Source organism: Parasaccharibacter sp. TMW 2.1884 (assembly GCF_023337695.1).
Lineage (GTDB): Bacteria > Pseudomonadota > Alphaproteobacteria > Acetobacterales > Acetobacteraceae > Bombella > Bombella apis.
The window spans coordinates 248,722-262,282 of record NZ_QORR01000003.1 but is presented as its reverse complement, the minus strand read 5'-3'; the positions used below and the strand labels follow the sequence as shown (position 1 = coordinate 262,282).

General features: G+C 59.0%; 20 protein-coding genes. 14 read left to right on the top strand and 6 right to left on the bottom strand.

Going from position 1 to position 13,561, the window contains the following annotated elements; all coding sequences use genetic code 11:
- Positions 1–154 precede the first annotated feature (154 nt).
- From DTI93_RS06655 to DTI93_RS06610, 10 genes are all read left to right on the top strand, one after another.
- The gene (locus tag DTI93_RS06655) at positions 155–751 is read left to right on the top strand and encodes a DUF2612 domain-containing protein (RefSeq protein ID WP_249080038.1); all 597 of its coding nucleotides are present in this window, start codon (positions 155–157) and stop codon (positions 749–751) included.
- A complete protein-coding gene (locus DTI93_RS06650) occupies positions 748–1,851 on the top strand; it encodes a glycine-rich domain-containing protein (protein ID WP_249080036.1) in 1,104 nt (367 codons plus the stop codon). Before DTI93_RS06655 ends, DTI93_RS06650 begins: the two co-directional genes overlap by 4 nt.
- Before the next feature lie 60 nt (positions 1,852–1,911).
- Positions 1,912–3,921 (top strand): right-handed parallel beta-helix repeat-containing protein, encoded by a 2,010-nt coding sequence (locus tag DTI93_RS06645; RefSeq protein WP_043562094.1) that lies wholly within the window; start codon positions 1,912–1,914, stop codon positions 3,919–3,921.
- Complete coding sequence (locus tag DTI93_RS06640; protein WP_086431776.1) at positions 3,918–4,394, top strand: hypothetical protein; 477 nt, start codon at positions 3,918–3,920, stop codon at positions 4,392–4,394. The genes DTI93_RS06645 and DTI93_RS06640 overlap by 4 nt, the downstream gene beginning before the upstream one ends.
- An 8-nt stretch (positions 4,395–4,402) precedes the next feature.
- Entirely contained in the window at positions 4,403–4,636 is a 234-nt protein-coding gene (locus tag DTI93_RS06635) for a hypothetical protein (protein WP_043562088.1), read from the top strand.
- Complete coding sequence (locus DTI93_RS06630; protein ID WP_043562086.1) at positions 4,636–4,869, top strand: hypothetical protein; 234 nt, start codon at positions 4,636–4,638, stop codon at positions 4,867–4,869. The genes DTI93_RS06635 and DTI93_RS06630 overlap by 1 nt, the downstream gene beginning before the upstream one ends.
- A gap of 63 nt (positions 4,870–4,932) precedes the next feature.
- Positions 4,933–5,232, top strand: coding sequence for a hypothetical protein (locus DTI93_RS06625; RefSeq protein ID WP_043562083.1), 300 nt, complete (start codon positions 4,933–4,935; stop codon positions 5,230–5,232).
- A gap of 5 nt (positions 5,233–5,237) precedes the next feature.
- The gene (locus DTI93_RS06620) at positions 5,238–5,687 is read left to right on the top strand and encodes a structural protein P5 (RefSeq protein WP_249080034.1); all 450 of its coding nucleotides are present in this window, start codon (positions 5,238–5,240) and stop codon (positions 5,685–5,687) included.
- 75 nt (positions 5,688–5,762) lie between these two features.
- Positions 5,763–5,990 (top strand): hypothetical protein, encoded by a 228-nt coding sequence (locus DTI93_RS06615; protein ID WP_052349246.1) that lies wholly within the window; start codon positions 5,763–5,765, stop codon positions 5,988–5,990.
- Between the two features lie 92 nt (positions 5,991–6,082).
- Positions 6,083–6,424 (top strand): YnfA family protein, encoded by a 342-nt coding sequence (locus DTI93_RS06610; protein WP_081562647.1) that lies wholly within the window; start codon positions 6,083–6,085, stop codon positions 6,422–6,424.
- Positions 6,425–6,433: 9 nt separating this feature from the next.
- On the opposite strand, the gene DTI93_RS06605 is transcribed toward DTI93_RS06610, so the two are convergent.
- The 5 genes from DTI93_RS06605 to DTI93_RS06585 form a co-directional block, all read right to left on the bottom strand.
- The gene (locus tag DTI93_RS06605; protein WP_043562075.1) at positions 6,434–7,051 is read right to left on the bottom strand and encodes a trimeric intracellular cation channel family protein; all 618 of its coding nucleotides are present in this window, start codon (positions 7,049–7,051) and stop codon (positions 6,434–6,436) included.
- Positions 7,052–7,103: 52 nt separating this feature from the next.
- Positions 7,104–7,544 carry a hypothetical protein gene (locus DTI93_RS06600; protein WP_043562073.1) on the bottom strand — a complete coding sequence of 147 codons (441 nt, stop codon included), beginning with the start codon at positions 7,542–7,544 and terminating at the stop codon, positions 7,104–7,106.
- Positions 7,545–7,685: 141 nt separating this feature from the next.
- Positions 7,686–8,042, bottom strand: coding sequence for a hypothetical protein (locus tag DTI93_RS06595; protein ID WP_143539973.1), 357 nt, complete (start codon positions 8,040–8,042; stop codon positions 7,686–7,688).
- A gap of 20 nt (positions 8,043–8,062) precedes the next feature.
- A complete protein-coding gene (locus DTI93_RS06590; RefSeq protein ID WP_081562649.1) occupies positions 8,063–8,554 on the bottom strand; it encodes a hypothetical protein in 492 nt (163 codons plus the stop codon).
- Between the two features lie 192 nt (positions 8,555–8,746).
- Positions 8,747–9,259, bottom strand: coding sequence for a GNAT family N-acetyltransferase (locus tag DTI93_RS06585; protein WP_081562651.1), 513 nt, complete (start codon positions 9,257–9,259; stop codon positions 8,747–8,749).
- Between the two features lie 167 nt (positions 9,260–9,426).
- Here DTI93_RS06585 and DTI93_RS06580 point away from each other — a divergent pair, with 167 nt between their 5' ends.
- The 3 genes from DTI93_RS06580 to DTI93_RS06570 all read left to right on the top strand — a co-directional run bounded on the left by DTI93_RS06580 (position 9,427) and on the right by DTI93_RS06570 (position 11,965).
- Complete coding sequence (locus DTI93_RS06580; RefSeq protein ID WP_249080032.1) at positions 9,427–9,582, top strand: hypothetical protein; 156 nt, start codon at positions 9,427–9,429, stop codon at positions 9,580–9,582.
- A 173-nt stretch (positions 9,583–9,755) separates the two neighbouring features.
- A complete protein-coding gene (locus DTI93_RS06575) occupies positions 9,756–10,055 on the top strand; it encodes a hypothetical protein (RefSeq protein WP_193699483.1) in 300 nt (99 codons plus the stop codon).
- Positions 10,055–11,965, top strand: a complete 1,911-nt coding sequence (locus DTI93_RS06570; RefSeq protein ID WP_249080028.1) for a PepSY domain-containing protein — start codon at positions 10,055–10,057, stop codon at positions 11,963–11,965. Before DTI93_RS06575 ends, DTI93_RS06570 begins: the two co-directional genes overlap by 1 nt.
- Positions 11,966–11,997: 32 nt before the next feature.
- Here the strand turns inward: DTI93_RS06570 and DTI93_RS06565 are convergent, their stop codons facing one another.
- Positions 11,998–13,140: an AI-2E family transporter gene (locus DTI93_RS06565; protein WP_249080026.1), complete on the bottom strand. Its 1,143-nt coding sequence runs from the start codon at positions 13,138–13,140 to the stop codon at positions 11,998–12,000.
- A gap of 213 nt (positions 13,141–13,353) precedes the next feature.
- On the opposite strand from DTI93_RS06565, the gene DTI93_RS06560 reads away from it, so the two are divergent.
- Positions 13,354–13,518, top strand: coding sequence for a hypothetical protein (locus DTI93_RS06560; RefSeq protein WP_156878809.1), 165 nt, complete (start codon positions 13,354–13,356; stop codon positions 13,516–13,518).
- Positions 13,519–13,561 lie beyond the last annotated feature (43 nt).

Here is a 13,561-nt window from a genome sequence, read left to right as displayed (position 1 = left end):
GCCTTTCTGCCGTGGTGGACGGGCTGGGGGACTGGGCGGAGGTGCTTACCCTGACCATCGGCACTGATGGCAATGCGGGCCAGAACAGGATCACACTGCCGATCAACCAGCTTCCCACGGTGACGGCGGACACGATCAGCGTGCAGGTGGTGGCATGATCGACATACGGGAGACCATCCTCGCCCAGTATGCCAACAGCCCTGCCCTCACCGGCATCCTCGAGCGCTTCAATGCGGCGGTGGACCCGCAACGGTCTATCGAGACCTTCCTCCATGATGTCTGGAGCCCGGCCACGGCCAAAGGCTGGGGGCTGGACGTGTGGGGGAGGATTGTTGGGGTCGGGCGGGTTCTACGCATTGACACGACAGGCTATTGGGGATTTGCACAAGGCTATCCGACCTCCAGAACCTTTGGTGAAGGCATCTGGTATTCCGGGCGTGGAGCAACAGCCAATTACCGCCTGACAGACGAAAACTACCGCCAGCTGATCCTGGCCAAGGCAGCAGCAAACATTTCTGCCGGGTCCATCGCTGACATCAACCGCATCCTCATGATCCTCTTCGGCAACCGTGGCAACTGCTACCTGGCCGATACGAGCGACCACACCATGATGCTCGTTTTCTCCTTCCGCCCCACAGCCATTGACGTTTCCATCATCGCATCCGGTGTGCTGCCCCGCCCCTCTGGCGTGCAGTACCGCTACACCTTCATCCCCCCTGCCAAAAATGATTTCGGGAATGACATTCTATGAAGACTTCCGACCTTCCAGAGAAAATTACCGTTCCTTTTGCCCAGAATGCAGGTCTGGCCTATCGGCGTGACATCCCTCTCCAGAGCAGTGATGCAGGGGCGGCCTCTTTCATGCTGGGTTTCCCCGCGCTGACCTTTCAGCCTACGGGGGCTGGGGGCACACCACCAGATGGCCGGGACATGAACGGCATCCTGTTTGCCCTCTCATCCATCGCACGGGCATGGTGTGCAGGCACCACGATGACATTCGATGCATCATTCGCCCATGATGTCGGAGGCTACCCGCTGGGAGCTGTTCTGCGATCCACCACGGATCCGACCATTCTGCTCATCAGCCAGCAGGATGGCAACATGACCAACCCCGCGACCGACCCTGACGGAACATACTGGCGGCGCATCGGCAATGATGAGGCACTCCAGCACACACTGGGGGCCCTCTCCGACCGTCTGGACAGCAGGCTCAGCCGTCTTGATGGAGCCTCAGCCAATCTCCTGTTCGCCTCGCTCTATCAGGACGGATCAATGCCCGCTCCCCCAGCATGGGCCACACGCCTTCATGTCGTGGCACTGGGGGCAGGAGGGGGAGGTGCCAACTGCCAGGCATGGGGCGAATTCTCCAACACCAATTCTTCAGGCGGTGGCGGTGGAGCTGGCGCCTATGCAGAGGGTATCTTCTCCATCTCTCCTGCCGATACCCTGTCCGTCAGGGTCGGCCAGGGGGGCGCCACAGAACAGCCTGGCGGCGATACCGTACTGTTCATCAACGGAACTGCCGTCATGACGGCAGGTGGCGGCAGAGGAGCCTCATGGCAGGCAAAGGCCTCCAGTGCTGGGGCCCCTGGCGGTTCCGCACATGGAGGAAACATCCTCATGCAGACCGGTGCCCCAGGGTCAGACGGGCAGAACGGCCCGTTCATTCTTGTTGGCAACGGAGGCGACTCTGCTTTCGGGGGCGGTGGACGGGCCGGTGCACAGGGAGGACTGGATGCCTCCTCCTTCGGTGCGGGAGGAGGTGGAGCCTATGATGCCTTCTCCAAAAACACACTCTTTTCTGGCGGCACAGGAGGCAACGGCCTGATCCGCTATCGCTGGCTGGTCTGAGCGTCATCCAGCCTTTGGGACCGCCCGCAGGCGGCGCAATGAAACCAGCATGAGGAAACCATGACACAACCAGCAAACAGGGTTCCTGCCTGGCGCTCCTACACGGCAACGGGAAACCCGACAGACATCGTCCCCTCCACAACCGTTGCCAGGGAAATTGGCGGCAAGATTGACGCCATCAACGGCCAGGCAGCGGGGCTGACCATTGATGGTGACAGTACCCTTGCAGGAGAAAAAGTCCGGGATGTTCTGGCCCGCTTCCCGGAAAAACTGGTGACCAGCTACGGTGTCACCCACGACCCTGACGGCCAGCACACAGCCGCCAACAGTGCCGCCTATCAGGCCGCCATCAATGACTGTGCAGGCACCTTCCGGCTGGTGCACCCTGCCGGGCTGTCCGTCATGCTTGGAACGCTCCGCATCACCCGCCCGGATACGCATCTCGTCCTGGATGGTATCATCACCCTGGCGCCAGACAGCAACACGAACTGTCTGGACATCTATGCCCCCGGCCAGTCTCTGGAGCGGATTTCCATCACGGGACAGGGAATCATTGACGGAAACCGGTCCGGCCAGCAGGGGGGACAGACCGCCGTAAGTGGCGGCATATGCGCCAACACGCTGAGCCATACAGACAATACGCCTGATATGCCTTCATTTCCAACACGGATCGACAATCTGCTGATTTCCGGAATCACGATCCGCAACACCTTCAACTGGCCGCTTTCTCTGGGGTTCATCAGCAACAGCCTCATTACCAACGTCACGCTGCTGGATGGCGGCAACAGCCCCCAGTTCATCTGGTCGGCTGACAACTGCTGGTTCACGGACAGCCTATCAACCGGTCACACCGATGGCGGTTTCGTCTTCTACATGGGCTGCCGCCGCTGCGGGGCCACAGGTAATACGGTCTCCGGCAACCATGACGGGATCGGCGTCTATGCCGACAGTTCCGACCAGCCCGCCAACGAGAACATCCTGATCGCCAACAATCATGTTCACGACAATGCCGACGGGGGCATTGGCATCACGACGACAGACCAGAAAAGTGCAGACGGGCTGATCCAGCGGAACATCCTCATTACGGGAAACATCCTCTCCAACAACAATACGCACGGACGCAACGGGGGTGGATCCATCGGCATCGTGGCGGCTCATGGCGTACAGGTCCGCAACAACCTTGTATCCCGTGATGGATCAACCGCCAGAACGGGCAACCCGGTCTATGCCGCCTATGTCTCGGACAGCTGCCAGTTTGTCGAAATTGAAGGCAATCATTTTGAGGATATCGGCTCCACTGCCAATCCGGGAACGGCCATCTATCTCAACAGGCCCACTGGCGCCATCATCCGCAACAACATATTTGCCAACACGGCTGGTACCTCCGGCCCGCTCCGTACAGGCCTTGGCGGAACGGTCGGTGCTGCTGGCCTCATCAGCGGCAATGTAGCAGCCGGACCAATGGCCGGCCCCCTGCTGGCTCTGGCATGGCAGACTGATACAGCTTTCATCAGCCAGCCAGATGGCATGGGCGGACTGCTGGATACCCTCCCCCGAAGCAGCAACATCGTGGCATCAGGCCATTATGACTATGATGGCCGTACACTGAGCAGGCAGATCGGTGCCACGACCGATGATACGGGCCTCTTCCTCCAGACAGCACGGAACCAGACCACGGGAGCCGTTTCCGGCGATATTGTCCTGAACAAGGGCAACATCTTCCGGGTCTTTTCCCTCTCACTGAACGGGGCCATCACCACACCGAACGGCCACGTCCTGCTGAACATACGCAGCCCATCCGGCGCACCGCTCATGATGCAGGTTTTCACCATAAAGGCAGCCCATGGAGACAGGGTCACCTTTCCGCAATCCTTCACCAGCGACACCGTGTCGGTAATGGTTCCGCCATTCCATAACGGAACCAACATGATTGTTGGCGGCCCCTCAACCCTCTCCCCACCGGACCGCACCGGCTTCACGGTTGGAAAATTCTGGGTCGGACTGGGAGGTGCCAATATTGATCCGGCCGATGACATTACTGTCATGGCCATTGGAGAGCTTTCGTCATGACCCAGAACATGGCCTATTTCGCCATAATTGATGAAGGAGCCGCCATGGAGCCTGTCCCCATCCGTGGCTGGACCATCATTCCCCTCACGCAGGACAGGAAACAGGCCGATGGCACCATAACCGCCCACAGCCTGACGGAAGAAGAGCTGCTCCAGCAGGTCACACCGCACATGCCTGCGGGAAGCCGGGCCATCCGCCTGCATGTCACGGATGAAGACTGGAACGCCCGCCCTGTTGTAAATCCAGTTCTCTCCAAGGGGGGCATCACACAGGGAAAAACACCCTCCACCACCCTGCGGGACCAGGCCGCCGCCATGATGCTGCAGGTTCAGCAACAGGCAGCCATGACTGCCGCCATGGGCGAAACCTTCGGCCCCAAAATGCGGGCCTGTGTCAGCACACTGAGAGCCATCCTGGATGGTTCTGACACACCAACGTCCCTCCCCACGTTACCCGCCAGACCAACAGATTGAGAGCCCCCATGAATCCCTATTTTGCAGGCTGTTTTCTCCTCACCATGCTGGCCTTTCTGGGAGGGCTGATTGCCTATGCCAACAGGGCTGGACGCAACAGCGCACGGGTCCGGTCCAGCCAGCAGGACGCGGCAACAGCCCAGGCCACAAGCAAGGCCGCCCGCACCATGCTCGAAGCCCGTACCAACGGCCTGCGGACCCGCACCCAGCTGCTGGACACACTGGAAAAAGGACAATTCTGATGGCCCCCGCTCCACCGCCTGCGGGACTACTGGCAGGGCTGGCCTTGTGCCTGCTGGCAGGCTGCAACCAGCCTCCCTTTCGTCCCCTCTGCCCGGCGCTTGTCCATTATTCGCCAGAAGAAGAGCGGGCTGTCGCCAGAGAGCTCCATCTCCATCCTGACCTGAAGGAAACGCCCCTCTTCCTTCTGGATTATGGAAATGAACGCCATGAAATTCAAAAAATCTGTAGCTGACCACCACGCTCTCATCCCACATTGACCGCCCGCCAAGGCGGTTTTTTTTATGGAACTGCTCCCATGATGCCCACACACCTTCCTGACAGGATCACCCCTCTCAACGAACGGATTGCCGCCCTGGAGGCAGTACAGGCCCGTCATGATGAAGACCTCACAAAGCTCAGCAACAAGATCGATAATCTGGCGCTGGAACTTCATGCTGGCATTGCCTCCCTGAGCGAACAGATACGGGAGAGTAATTCATTACGGTCACGCACTGTTACAGCCGCCATCACAGGCGGCGGTGCGGTTGGCGGAGCAGTCGCCGTGGGGCTCTATCAACTTATCCACACGCTCTACCCCCATTTCTTCGGAGGCTGATGACCATGCCCCAGACACCCACCCGGCCGCCCCGTGGCATCCGCAACAACAACCCCGGCAATCTGAACTTCGCCCATCAGCCCGGCGCCGTTCTGGAGCCTGCTGGACCGGGCATCACGCCCCGCTTCGCCCGCTTCTCCACATCAGAAGCTGGCCTGATGGCCTTGCGGGACCAGCTCTGCCGTTACATGGTACGGGACAGGCTGGATACCGTCGCCTGCATCATCAGCCAATGGGCCCCTCCGGCCGAGAACGATACCCGACGCTACATTGATACTGTTGCGCAGGTCCTTGGCGTGACGCCGGATACAGTCCTCGGCCCGCCTACGGCCACCCTGCTTGCCAGCCTGATGGAGGCCATCATCCACTACGAAAATGGCCAGAACCCTTATGGACGGCTGGTGGCCCAGGTCGCAGCAGCCCTCCCTGCCCTCCGGCAGACCCCAGCGACCTGACTGACGCTTCCATCTCATCATACATCAATCCCATGACCGCCTCTCTGCGGCCTTATCATCACGGAGATACCGCCAATGGATATCAGCTCCTTTTTCACCACCCTTCCCGATGGTCTCCAGAACTACGTGGCGCTGGTCATCATCCTCTGCAATCTGATGACCGTGTTCATCCGCCCGCCAGCGGCCGGTTCCCGCTGGATACTGCCATACCGATGCATATCCACGCTGGCACTGAATGTCGGTTGGGCCAGAAATCACCTCCAGCCAGGGCACCCAGCGAAAGAAGCCTCACATAATTCCTGAGCCCCAGGCAGAGACCGTCTCTCCCCCCCTCGCCTGTGAGCTGTCTCACCTGCTACAGAACAGACAGCGTCATCACGTCAGGACCATCGGCCATGTCACATGCTCTCATTGCCTGCCTGCTCTACGGCCTGGCGGCCTTCGCTGAAATTGCAGGCTGTTTCTCTGTCTGGGCCTGGCTGCGGCTGGGGCGGTCCCCGCTCTGGCTCCTGCCCGGCGGGCTGTGCCTCGGCCTGTTCGCTATCCTGCTGACATTCAGCCCGGCTGACCATGCCGGGCGGGCCTATGCCCTGTATGGCGGCCTCTATATCATCACCAGCCTCTTTTGGGGCTGGGCCGTGGAGGGTCTGGCACCGGATGCATGGGACATGGCAGGGGCTGCCCTCTGCCTGGTGGGAGCCCTGCTCATTCTTCTGGCCCCCCATGGCCGGACCTGACCACCTGCCTCAGGACCGATAACTGAAGCGTGGCAGTGTCCAGTTGTAACGGATGGAGAGCAGACGGAAACTGATGCCGAAAATCATGGAGATCAGCAGCTCGATGTTCCTGTTGTCCACAATATGGGAGCAGCAGAGAAACACGACCCCCGTACTGACAGACACCGTGCCATACAGTTCAGACCGGAACAGCAGCGGAATGTCATTGCAGAGTATATCCCGCAGCACGCCGCCCATACATCCCGTGATCATGCCAGAAATGATGACACAGACCACAGAAAGATGTTCCGTCATCGCTACCTGGCAGCCCATAACGGTAAAGACGACAAGGCCAATTGCATCCAGAAACAGGAACAGTTTGCGCAACCTGTGCATGTGCTGGGCCACCATGATGGTGGCCAGGGCGGCAAACCCGGTAATGAGCGGGTAACTGGGATGCCGCACCCAGGACAATGGATAATGGTTGAGCAGCACATCCCGGATGGACCCTCCCCCCAAGGCGGTGATCCATCCCAACAGGAACACCCCTACAAGATCCATCTCCAGCTTGCCCGCCAGCAGGGCAGCCGTCATGGCCTCGGCAATGATGGCCACGATATACAGCGTGGTGTAGAGATCAAAGGTCATGCCGGATTCCCTGCCATGCGCCACTCTGCCAGAAAAAATGCAGCCCTGCCGCCTAGCGGACCACCAGCCGCCCGTAATTGGCGAACAGGACATGCGTGTCATCCTCCCCAAAGGGTGCTCCCTTCTTCAGGCAGAGGATAAAACGATTCATGAACCGCATGGAGGCCAGCGTATCGTTGGCAGCATCACCGTTGAATTTCACCATCAGATGGTTGAAGTCACCATCAACCGCATAATAGCGCTCAGATGAAAAACACTCACAAAGAGCATGAAACTCCCGCTCCATCGAGCTGACCATCTGCCGGTAAAAGAGATGGGATGCCTCGATCTCACGATAAAAAGCCTCATGCCGGGGCTCGACCCGTGGGTGTGCAGTAGGGAAAGCTGTCAGATCCTGTGAAAAAAGCTCATGCTTGGACAAACGCCCGATCTTCTTCCCCAGCTGGCGCACCTCCGCCTCATAACCAAGCAGACTGTAAACTGAATCAACCATAAAGATAGCTCCCTCCCTGAGCCGTCTTCTCTACCCGAGGGCAGAGACATGAGGCATGACGGACCACATGACATCGCAGAATGAGTAACATACCTGTACACACAGCAGAACGGCTTTCTTGCACAGGCATGACGGCATGTTTTACCGGTCAGGATGGTTCAGGGCCCAGCAACGTGATGTCACGACATTCTGATCCCTGGCAGGATTGGGCATCGTCAGGGCACACAGGACCGTACTTCCAGCCCTGTCCGGCATATCCCCCCGGAACAGAACCAGCACCTCCTCCCCTCCGGCCTGATGGGCAGCAACAACACGGTATTGCCTGTCCAGCAGGGTTTCCAGGGAATCTTCAAGGGGCGTCATCCGGGTTGGAATGGCCAACGGGCTGTACGGCGCCTTGATTCCTGAAGCCGGCAGGGCCAGCCCAGCCGCCATGGCACCAGCCGGAACCATGAGACAGGCCAGAAGGGCCATGCTGCCTTTCGTAAACCGCCACACGGTCCAGTCTCCCTTCACGTTCAGAACAGCTTCGCCGCAATGGCACCAACCTGCACCGTCCCCTTGAAATAACGATTGGCTGGCAGAACAGCCGTAGCCTGGCCATCATGCATCTTCAGGACGCCTCTCACCCGCGTGAAAATGGACGTCGCATGATCGCTGTTCTTCCGGCTCAGGTTGGCAGAGATCACATAGCTTACCGTACCATCATCATACCCGCCACCAGCACCATGGCGCAGACGCACCCTCATGCGGTACTGGTCCAGCCTGTAGCTGTCCTGACCGATGGAAACCGTCTTCTCATCCTGTTCCTGCCGGATATTCGGGCCGATCTGGGTCTTCAGCACATCCACTGGCGTGCTGTTGCCCGCCACAAGGGCTGTTGGAGACAGCTGGGCCTGCACCTCATACACACGGTCCAAGCCCTCTGCCTGGGCAGCTCCAGCCATTAAGCTCATGCCCAGTGCCATCATCCCACCATAAAGACCGGCTTTCCCATATCGTACCATCATCAGTCCCAGGACCTCCCTATCATTCCACACTTGTCACAGACCGGCAGGGCACAGATGCCAAAGGAGGCCCAGCCTGTCACCATGACCGTCTCCTTCCCGGCAAGCTGTCATTTTGTTCCCCAACCGGAACATGAATTAACATTCACACATCAGCTTTGCCGTGCAAATCAAGATTCCGACAGAGAAGGACTTTCAGCCCGGGCTGGAGCGATCATCAAGAAGAATCTGCATGAAGGTCAAATCCAGCCAGCGCCCGAACTTGCAGCCGACCTGCCGACACTGCCCAACCACAGCAAAACCCAGCTGTTCATGCAGTCGGATGGAGCCGACATTGCCCGATTCAATCCCGGCAACCATGGCATGATATCCCCGCTGGCGGGCCTCTTCCAGAAGAGCCACCATCAGAGCCCTCCCGATCCCGGCCCTCTGCCTGTCCTTGTGAACATAGACGGAATGTTCCACGGTATGACGGTAGCCATCCCAGGCACGCCATGGCCCGAACGTGGCATAACCAGCCACTCCACCCCCGTCATCAACGGCCACCAGCACGGGAAGGCCTGCCTCATCGTGGGCTTTCAGCCAGGCGGCACGATTGGCACTATCCACCACCCTGTCATTCCATATGGCTGTCGTCGTACTGACAGCATGGTTGTATATCCCGGTAATGGCGGCAATGTCCCTGTCTTCAGCTGGCCGAATCTTCATCCCTGCTTCCTCTTCTTCCGGGCCCGCTCCCCTACCTGCCAGAGGGCCTGCCCATAGCAGTACGTTCCACAGAACAGGCAGCAAAAACAGCACCCTTTCATATTTTTTGCAGAAGCCTCCAAAAAACCATTCCTTTATTACGTAAAATTAATTACTGATGCCTGAAGATGACATCCATCACCCCCGCCTTGGAGAACAGAATCATGTCGTCCTCCTATCACTTTCTTTTTCAGTTGACCGTCACAGCTTCCCTGCTCGTTGGTTTTGCGGCAGCAGGACCACTCAGCGGCCTGCGCAAACGCCTCCCCTTCCGGCGGCAGTAAGAAGCGGCGGCAGTGCGGCATGGAAGCCTGACATCAGGACTCCTTATATCCTGTATAAATTATACAGGTTTGACGTCTCTTCCCTCTTCCCCATAAAATCCGGCCCATTACAGAGCATGATCCACCTGCCAGCCTTCCTGTAGCAGGCGGAATGCGGGGAAGCCGGAGGGAGCATGAGACTGGAGACTGCGTCTGAGCCCGTTTTCTTCTGGGGCGGCCTTCTGGCCGGGGCCGTGTGGGCCGTGCTCCTGTGGATGCAGCTCCCCGGCAATACGCCCAGACCCGAGAAGCTGGGCCGTACTGCCGGTGTGGTCGGCCTTGCCCTGTCCAGCGGGCTGGCATGGCTGCTATGGGCTCATGTCTTCGGTGCCGTAACCGCTTTTTTCTGCCTTGGTGGGCTTGGCATGGTGCTGCTGTGCATCATGCCCATCCTCTGGGCCATTCTCATTTCCACCCAGTCCCATACGTCCTGATGGAGGAATCACGAGGCAGGGACAGGCGGCCGGTTCCCCCACAGCCCCATCCTTCTGCCGTATTGTGGCTGCGATTGGGCATCGGTGGCCTGCTGGCAGCTCTTTTCATCATGGCGGCCTGTTGGGCAGACATAACCCTCCCCTGTTTCCGCCCTTATGGCATGACAGGCTTCTGCCTGCTGATGACGGGCGCCTGTCTGGCCGGGATTACGGGGCTGACCCTGTGTATCGGCCTCGGCCCGTGGCAGAAGCTCCAGCATCTGGCCATCCGGTACCGCGCCCTGCATGGCTGGATCGGCATTACAACCGGCACTCTGCTTTCCATGAGCTTTCTGGCCGGAACCATGACCCTGTTTGCCGCCCCTCTCCAACAATGGAGCCAGCCGCCCCTGCCGGACCATGGAGCCCTCCCACTGGCAGACATCCCCGCAACGCTTGACCAGATTCTCACATCCCGGACAGAAGACCTACCCTCCATCTTCCCCGGCCTCCATTACAGGGTCGGCCTCAAAACATCAGATACGGCCACCCTCAGCATCCCGACAGGGCCAGAGTTGCCCCTCGGCCTGCCAGCATCCCATATTCTCATCAGCCTGCCTGCCTCTCATACTCCCTCCCTTCACCAACTGACCCTGTCCCCTGTTCCCACGTTCATCGGAGGGCTGCACCGCCGTCTGGGCCTGCCACTGCCCGAAAACTGGGCCATGCCTCTTGTCGGTACCGTCTGCCTCCTTTACGGCCTGGCGCTGCTCTCCGGTGTCATTCTTCTTCTGCCCGGCATATGGCGCCACCTCATGAGCGTCCGCCTGCAGGGCCACAGCCGCCGCCTCTGGCTCGACCTCCACAGTCTTCTCGGCCTCTGCTCCCTGCCCTTCCACCTCATCATCGCCCTGACAACGGCGCTTTTTGCCTTCTCGCCGCTACTGTACCCTGTCTCCTCGGGGCATGACGGCATCCAGCAGGCAACTGCCAGAGAGATGCCATCAGCATCATCGCTTCTTCCCCCCGAAAAAGCCCTGTCCTTCCTGCATGAACTGGCACCAGATTTTCATCCCCTCACGCTGGATTATGTCCTGTCCCCTCACGGCACGGACAGTCAGGCCGAGCGCCTTGCCCTCCATGCCCCGCTTTACAATGCCAATGGGGAGCGGAGCCTGCCTCCGGCAGGACAGTCTTATCTGCTGGCAGAAGGAACAGACCTCCAGAACCCGCTCATTGGCCGGGATCGTGGCGCTGTCCTGCTGACCCCCGAAACAGGCCACCTGATCGACAGCCAGAATCTACCCGGCCAGCAAACACCCGCCCGCCATATCCTGACATGGTGCCTCGCCTTGCATTTCGGGAGTTTTGGCGGCGAATTTGTCCGCTGGCTCTATGTGGCACTGGGTCTGTGCGGCGTCGGTTTTTTCCATGCTGCCAACCAGCTCTGGCTCAATACCCACCGCCGCAGGAAACCGGGACAGACGTCCTGCGTGGAAACACCCGCCACCCTCTGGCTGGGCCGTCTGAGCGAAGGGACACTGCTGGGCTGCCTGCTGGGGCTGTGCGGCATCATCGCCATCAGCCCCCTCATGACCCATCTGACACCGATCCCCCATCTGTCCAGCGTCTCAACGCCAGACATGGAACACTCATACCAGCAGACCAGCCTAGCCTACCATGGGCTGATTGCCTTGACACTGGTCAGCTACTGTCTGCTGCCCAGAGCCTTATGCCGCGGGATCATTCTGGCCCTTGCGGCCTTCTGTCTTTCGGGAGCCGTCACAATCGTGCTTATGCGTCATACAGCCGTGCAGACCCCTCTTGCGGCAGAACTGACCATCGCCTTCAGCTTTGCCAGTCTGGCCCTCTGGGCTGGGAGTCTTCTCACGCTCTACCGTTGGAAACAGGTCGCTCCCACTGGCAGGTGATACCCCCCAGCGGAAGCCGGCCTGATACACGCTCAGCTCTCGGAGACATCAGCTGAAGCATCAGCCTGACCCGCCTTTTCATCGTCAGCAGGCAGGCCCGCCCAGTCCCGAATCATCGTCTCCGTCAGATAAAGCAGGGTTGGACCGATGAAGACACCAGCAAAACCAAGTGTGGACAACCCACCAAAAGCGCCCACCATGATAACGATGACAGAAATCCGCACATACCGGCGAATGATGAGCGGCTGAAGGAAATTGTCTCCTGCAATCACCACAAGCGCAAACAGCAGCATGATGATGGCGTGCATCAACGGTGCCGTAAAATAAAGCCAGACGGTGCTGAGAATCATCACCCATGCCCCACCGAACTGTAGAACACAGGAAATGAACATGACCGCCGCCACGACACTGCCCATCGGCATACCGGCGGCCATCAGGCCAACCCAGCCGAACAGTGATTCAAGAATGGCTGTCAGCGTGACACCCAGAGCAACACCTCGTGTCGTGATCTCAGCCTGCTTCAGCAGGGCACGTCCCTTTCTGCCGCCAAGCTGACCACCAATCCGGTCCAGAAGCATGATGATGCCCTCCGCCCGGCCCAGCAGCAGCACCATGACGATCAATGTCAGAGCGAATTCCAGCAAAAGAGACCCAAAGCTGCCCGCTGATGCCAGAAGAACATGCAGGATCTTCTCTGGCGACGGGATGACCTGTTTCAGCAGCTCCGGCAGGCTGTTTTCCCGCAGATGATCCCAGAACGGAATGATATTGCCCCCAACGTAAGGGATACGCCCCACCCAGGCGGGCGCTGCTGGCAGCTGTATTGTCGGCAGGATCCCAATGAAATGGGACACGGCATCAACATGCCGTGCAAAAATGACGATCACCAGCACGGCAGGCAGGAAGAAGATGATCATGGCGGCCAGGACGGTAAAAAAGACCGCCGCTGACCGGCTGCCAAAGCATATGGTCTGCAACCGCTGAACCAGCGGCCAGAGCGTGACAGAAATCGTCGCCCCCCAGAGAATGGGGGGCAGGAAAGGATGGATGATCCATACCGCGGCCAGAAGCAGAAGCCCCACGGCCAGAGCGGTCAGTACTGGCCGGACCGGGCTGACCGCAGCCCGGGTCGTAGCCTCGGCTGAAGCAAAGAAATTCCTGAAACGCGTTATCATGACCTATCCTGAGCAAAAAGGTGCCTGTATGGCCCCAATAAAATAGAATCCCGGGAAAGATGGAAGACCGGTACCATGACTATGGTTACAATCTTTTCATCCACACCTCGTGACCTATCTCAATGAAAACTGCTAAAAGATTGCTGGGACGGATACCGGCACGGTACCGTCTACCCGGCGTTGCCAATTCACCACATGAGAGGATTTACCTGCATGTCTCAGAAAGAAAACAATATCGCCCGCAGCATGACCCGCGAAGACCTCATCTTCGCTCTGGTGCAGGATGTAGTCCGCATCGAAGGTCCGAACACCAAGATCGACCGTGCCTACCTTCTCAAGCTCGTGGCTGAAATTGCCCGTTCCGTCGACGGCAAGTAAAACCTCCCCGCACGACAGTGGCATGGAAAGCCAGGGTGACAGT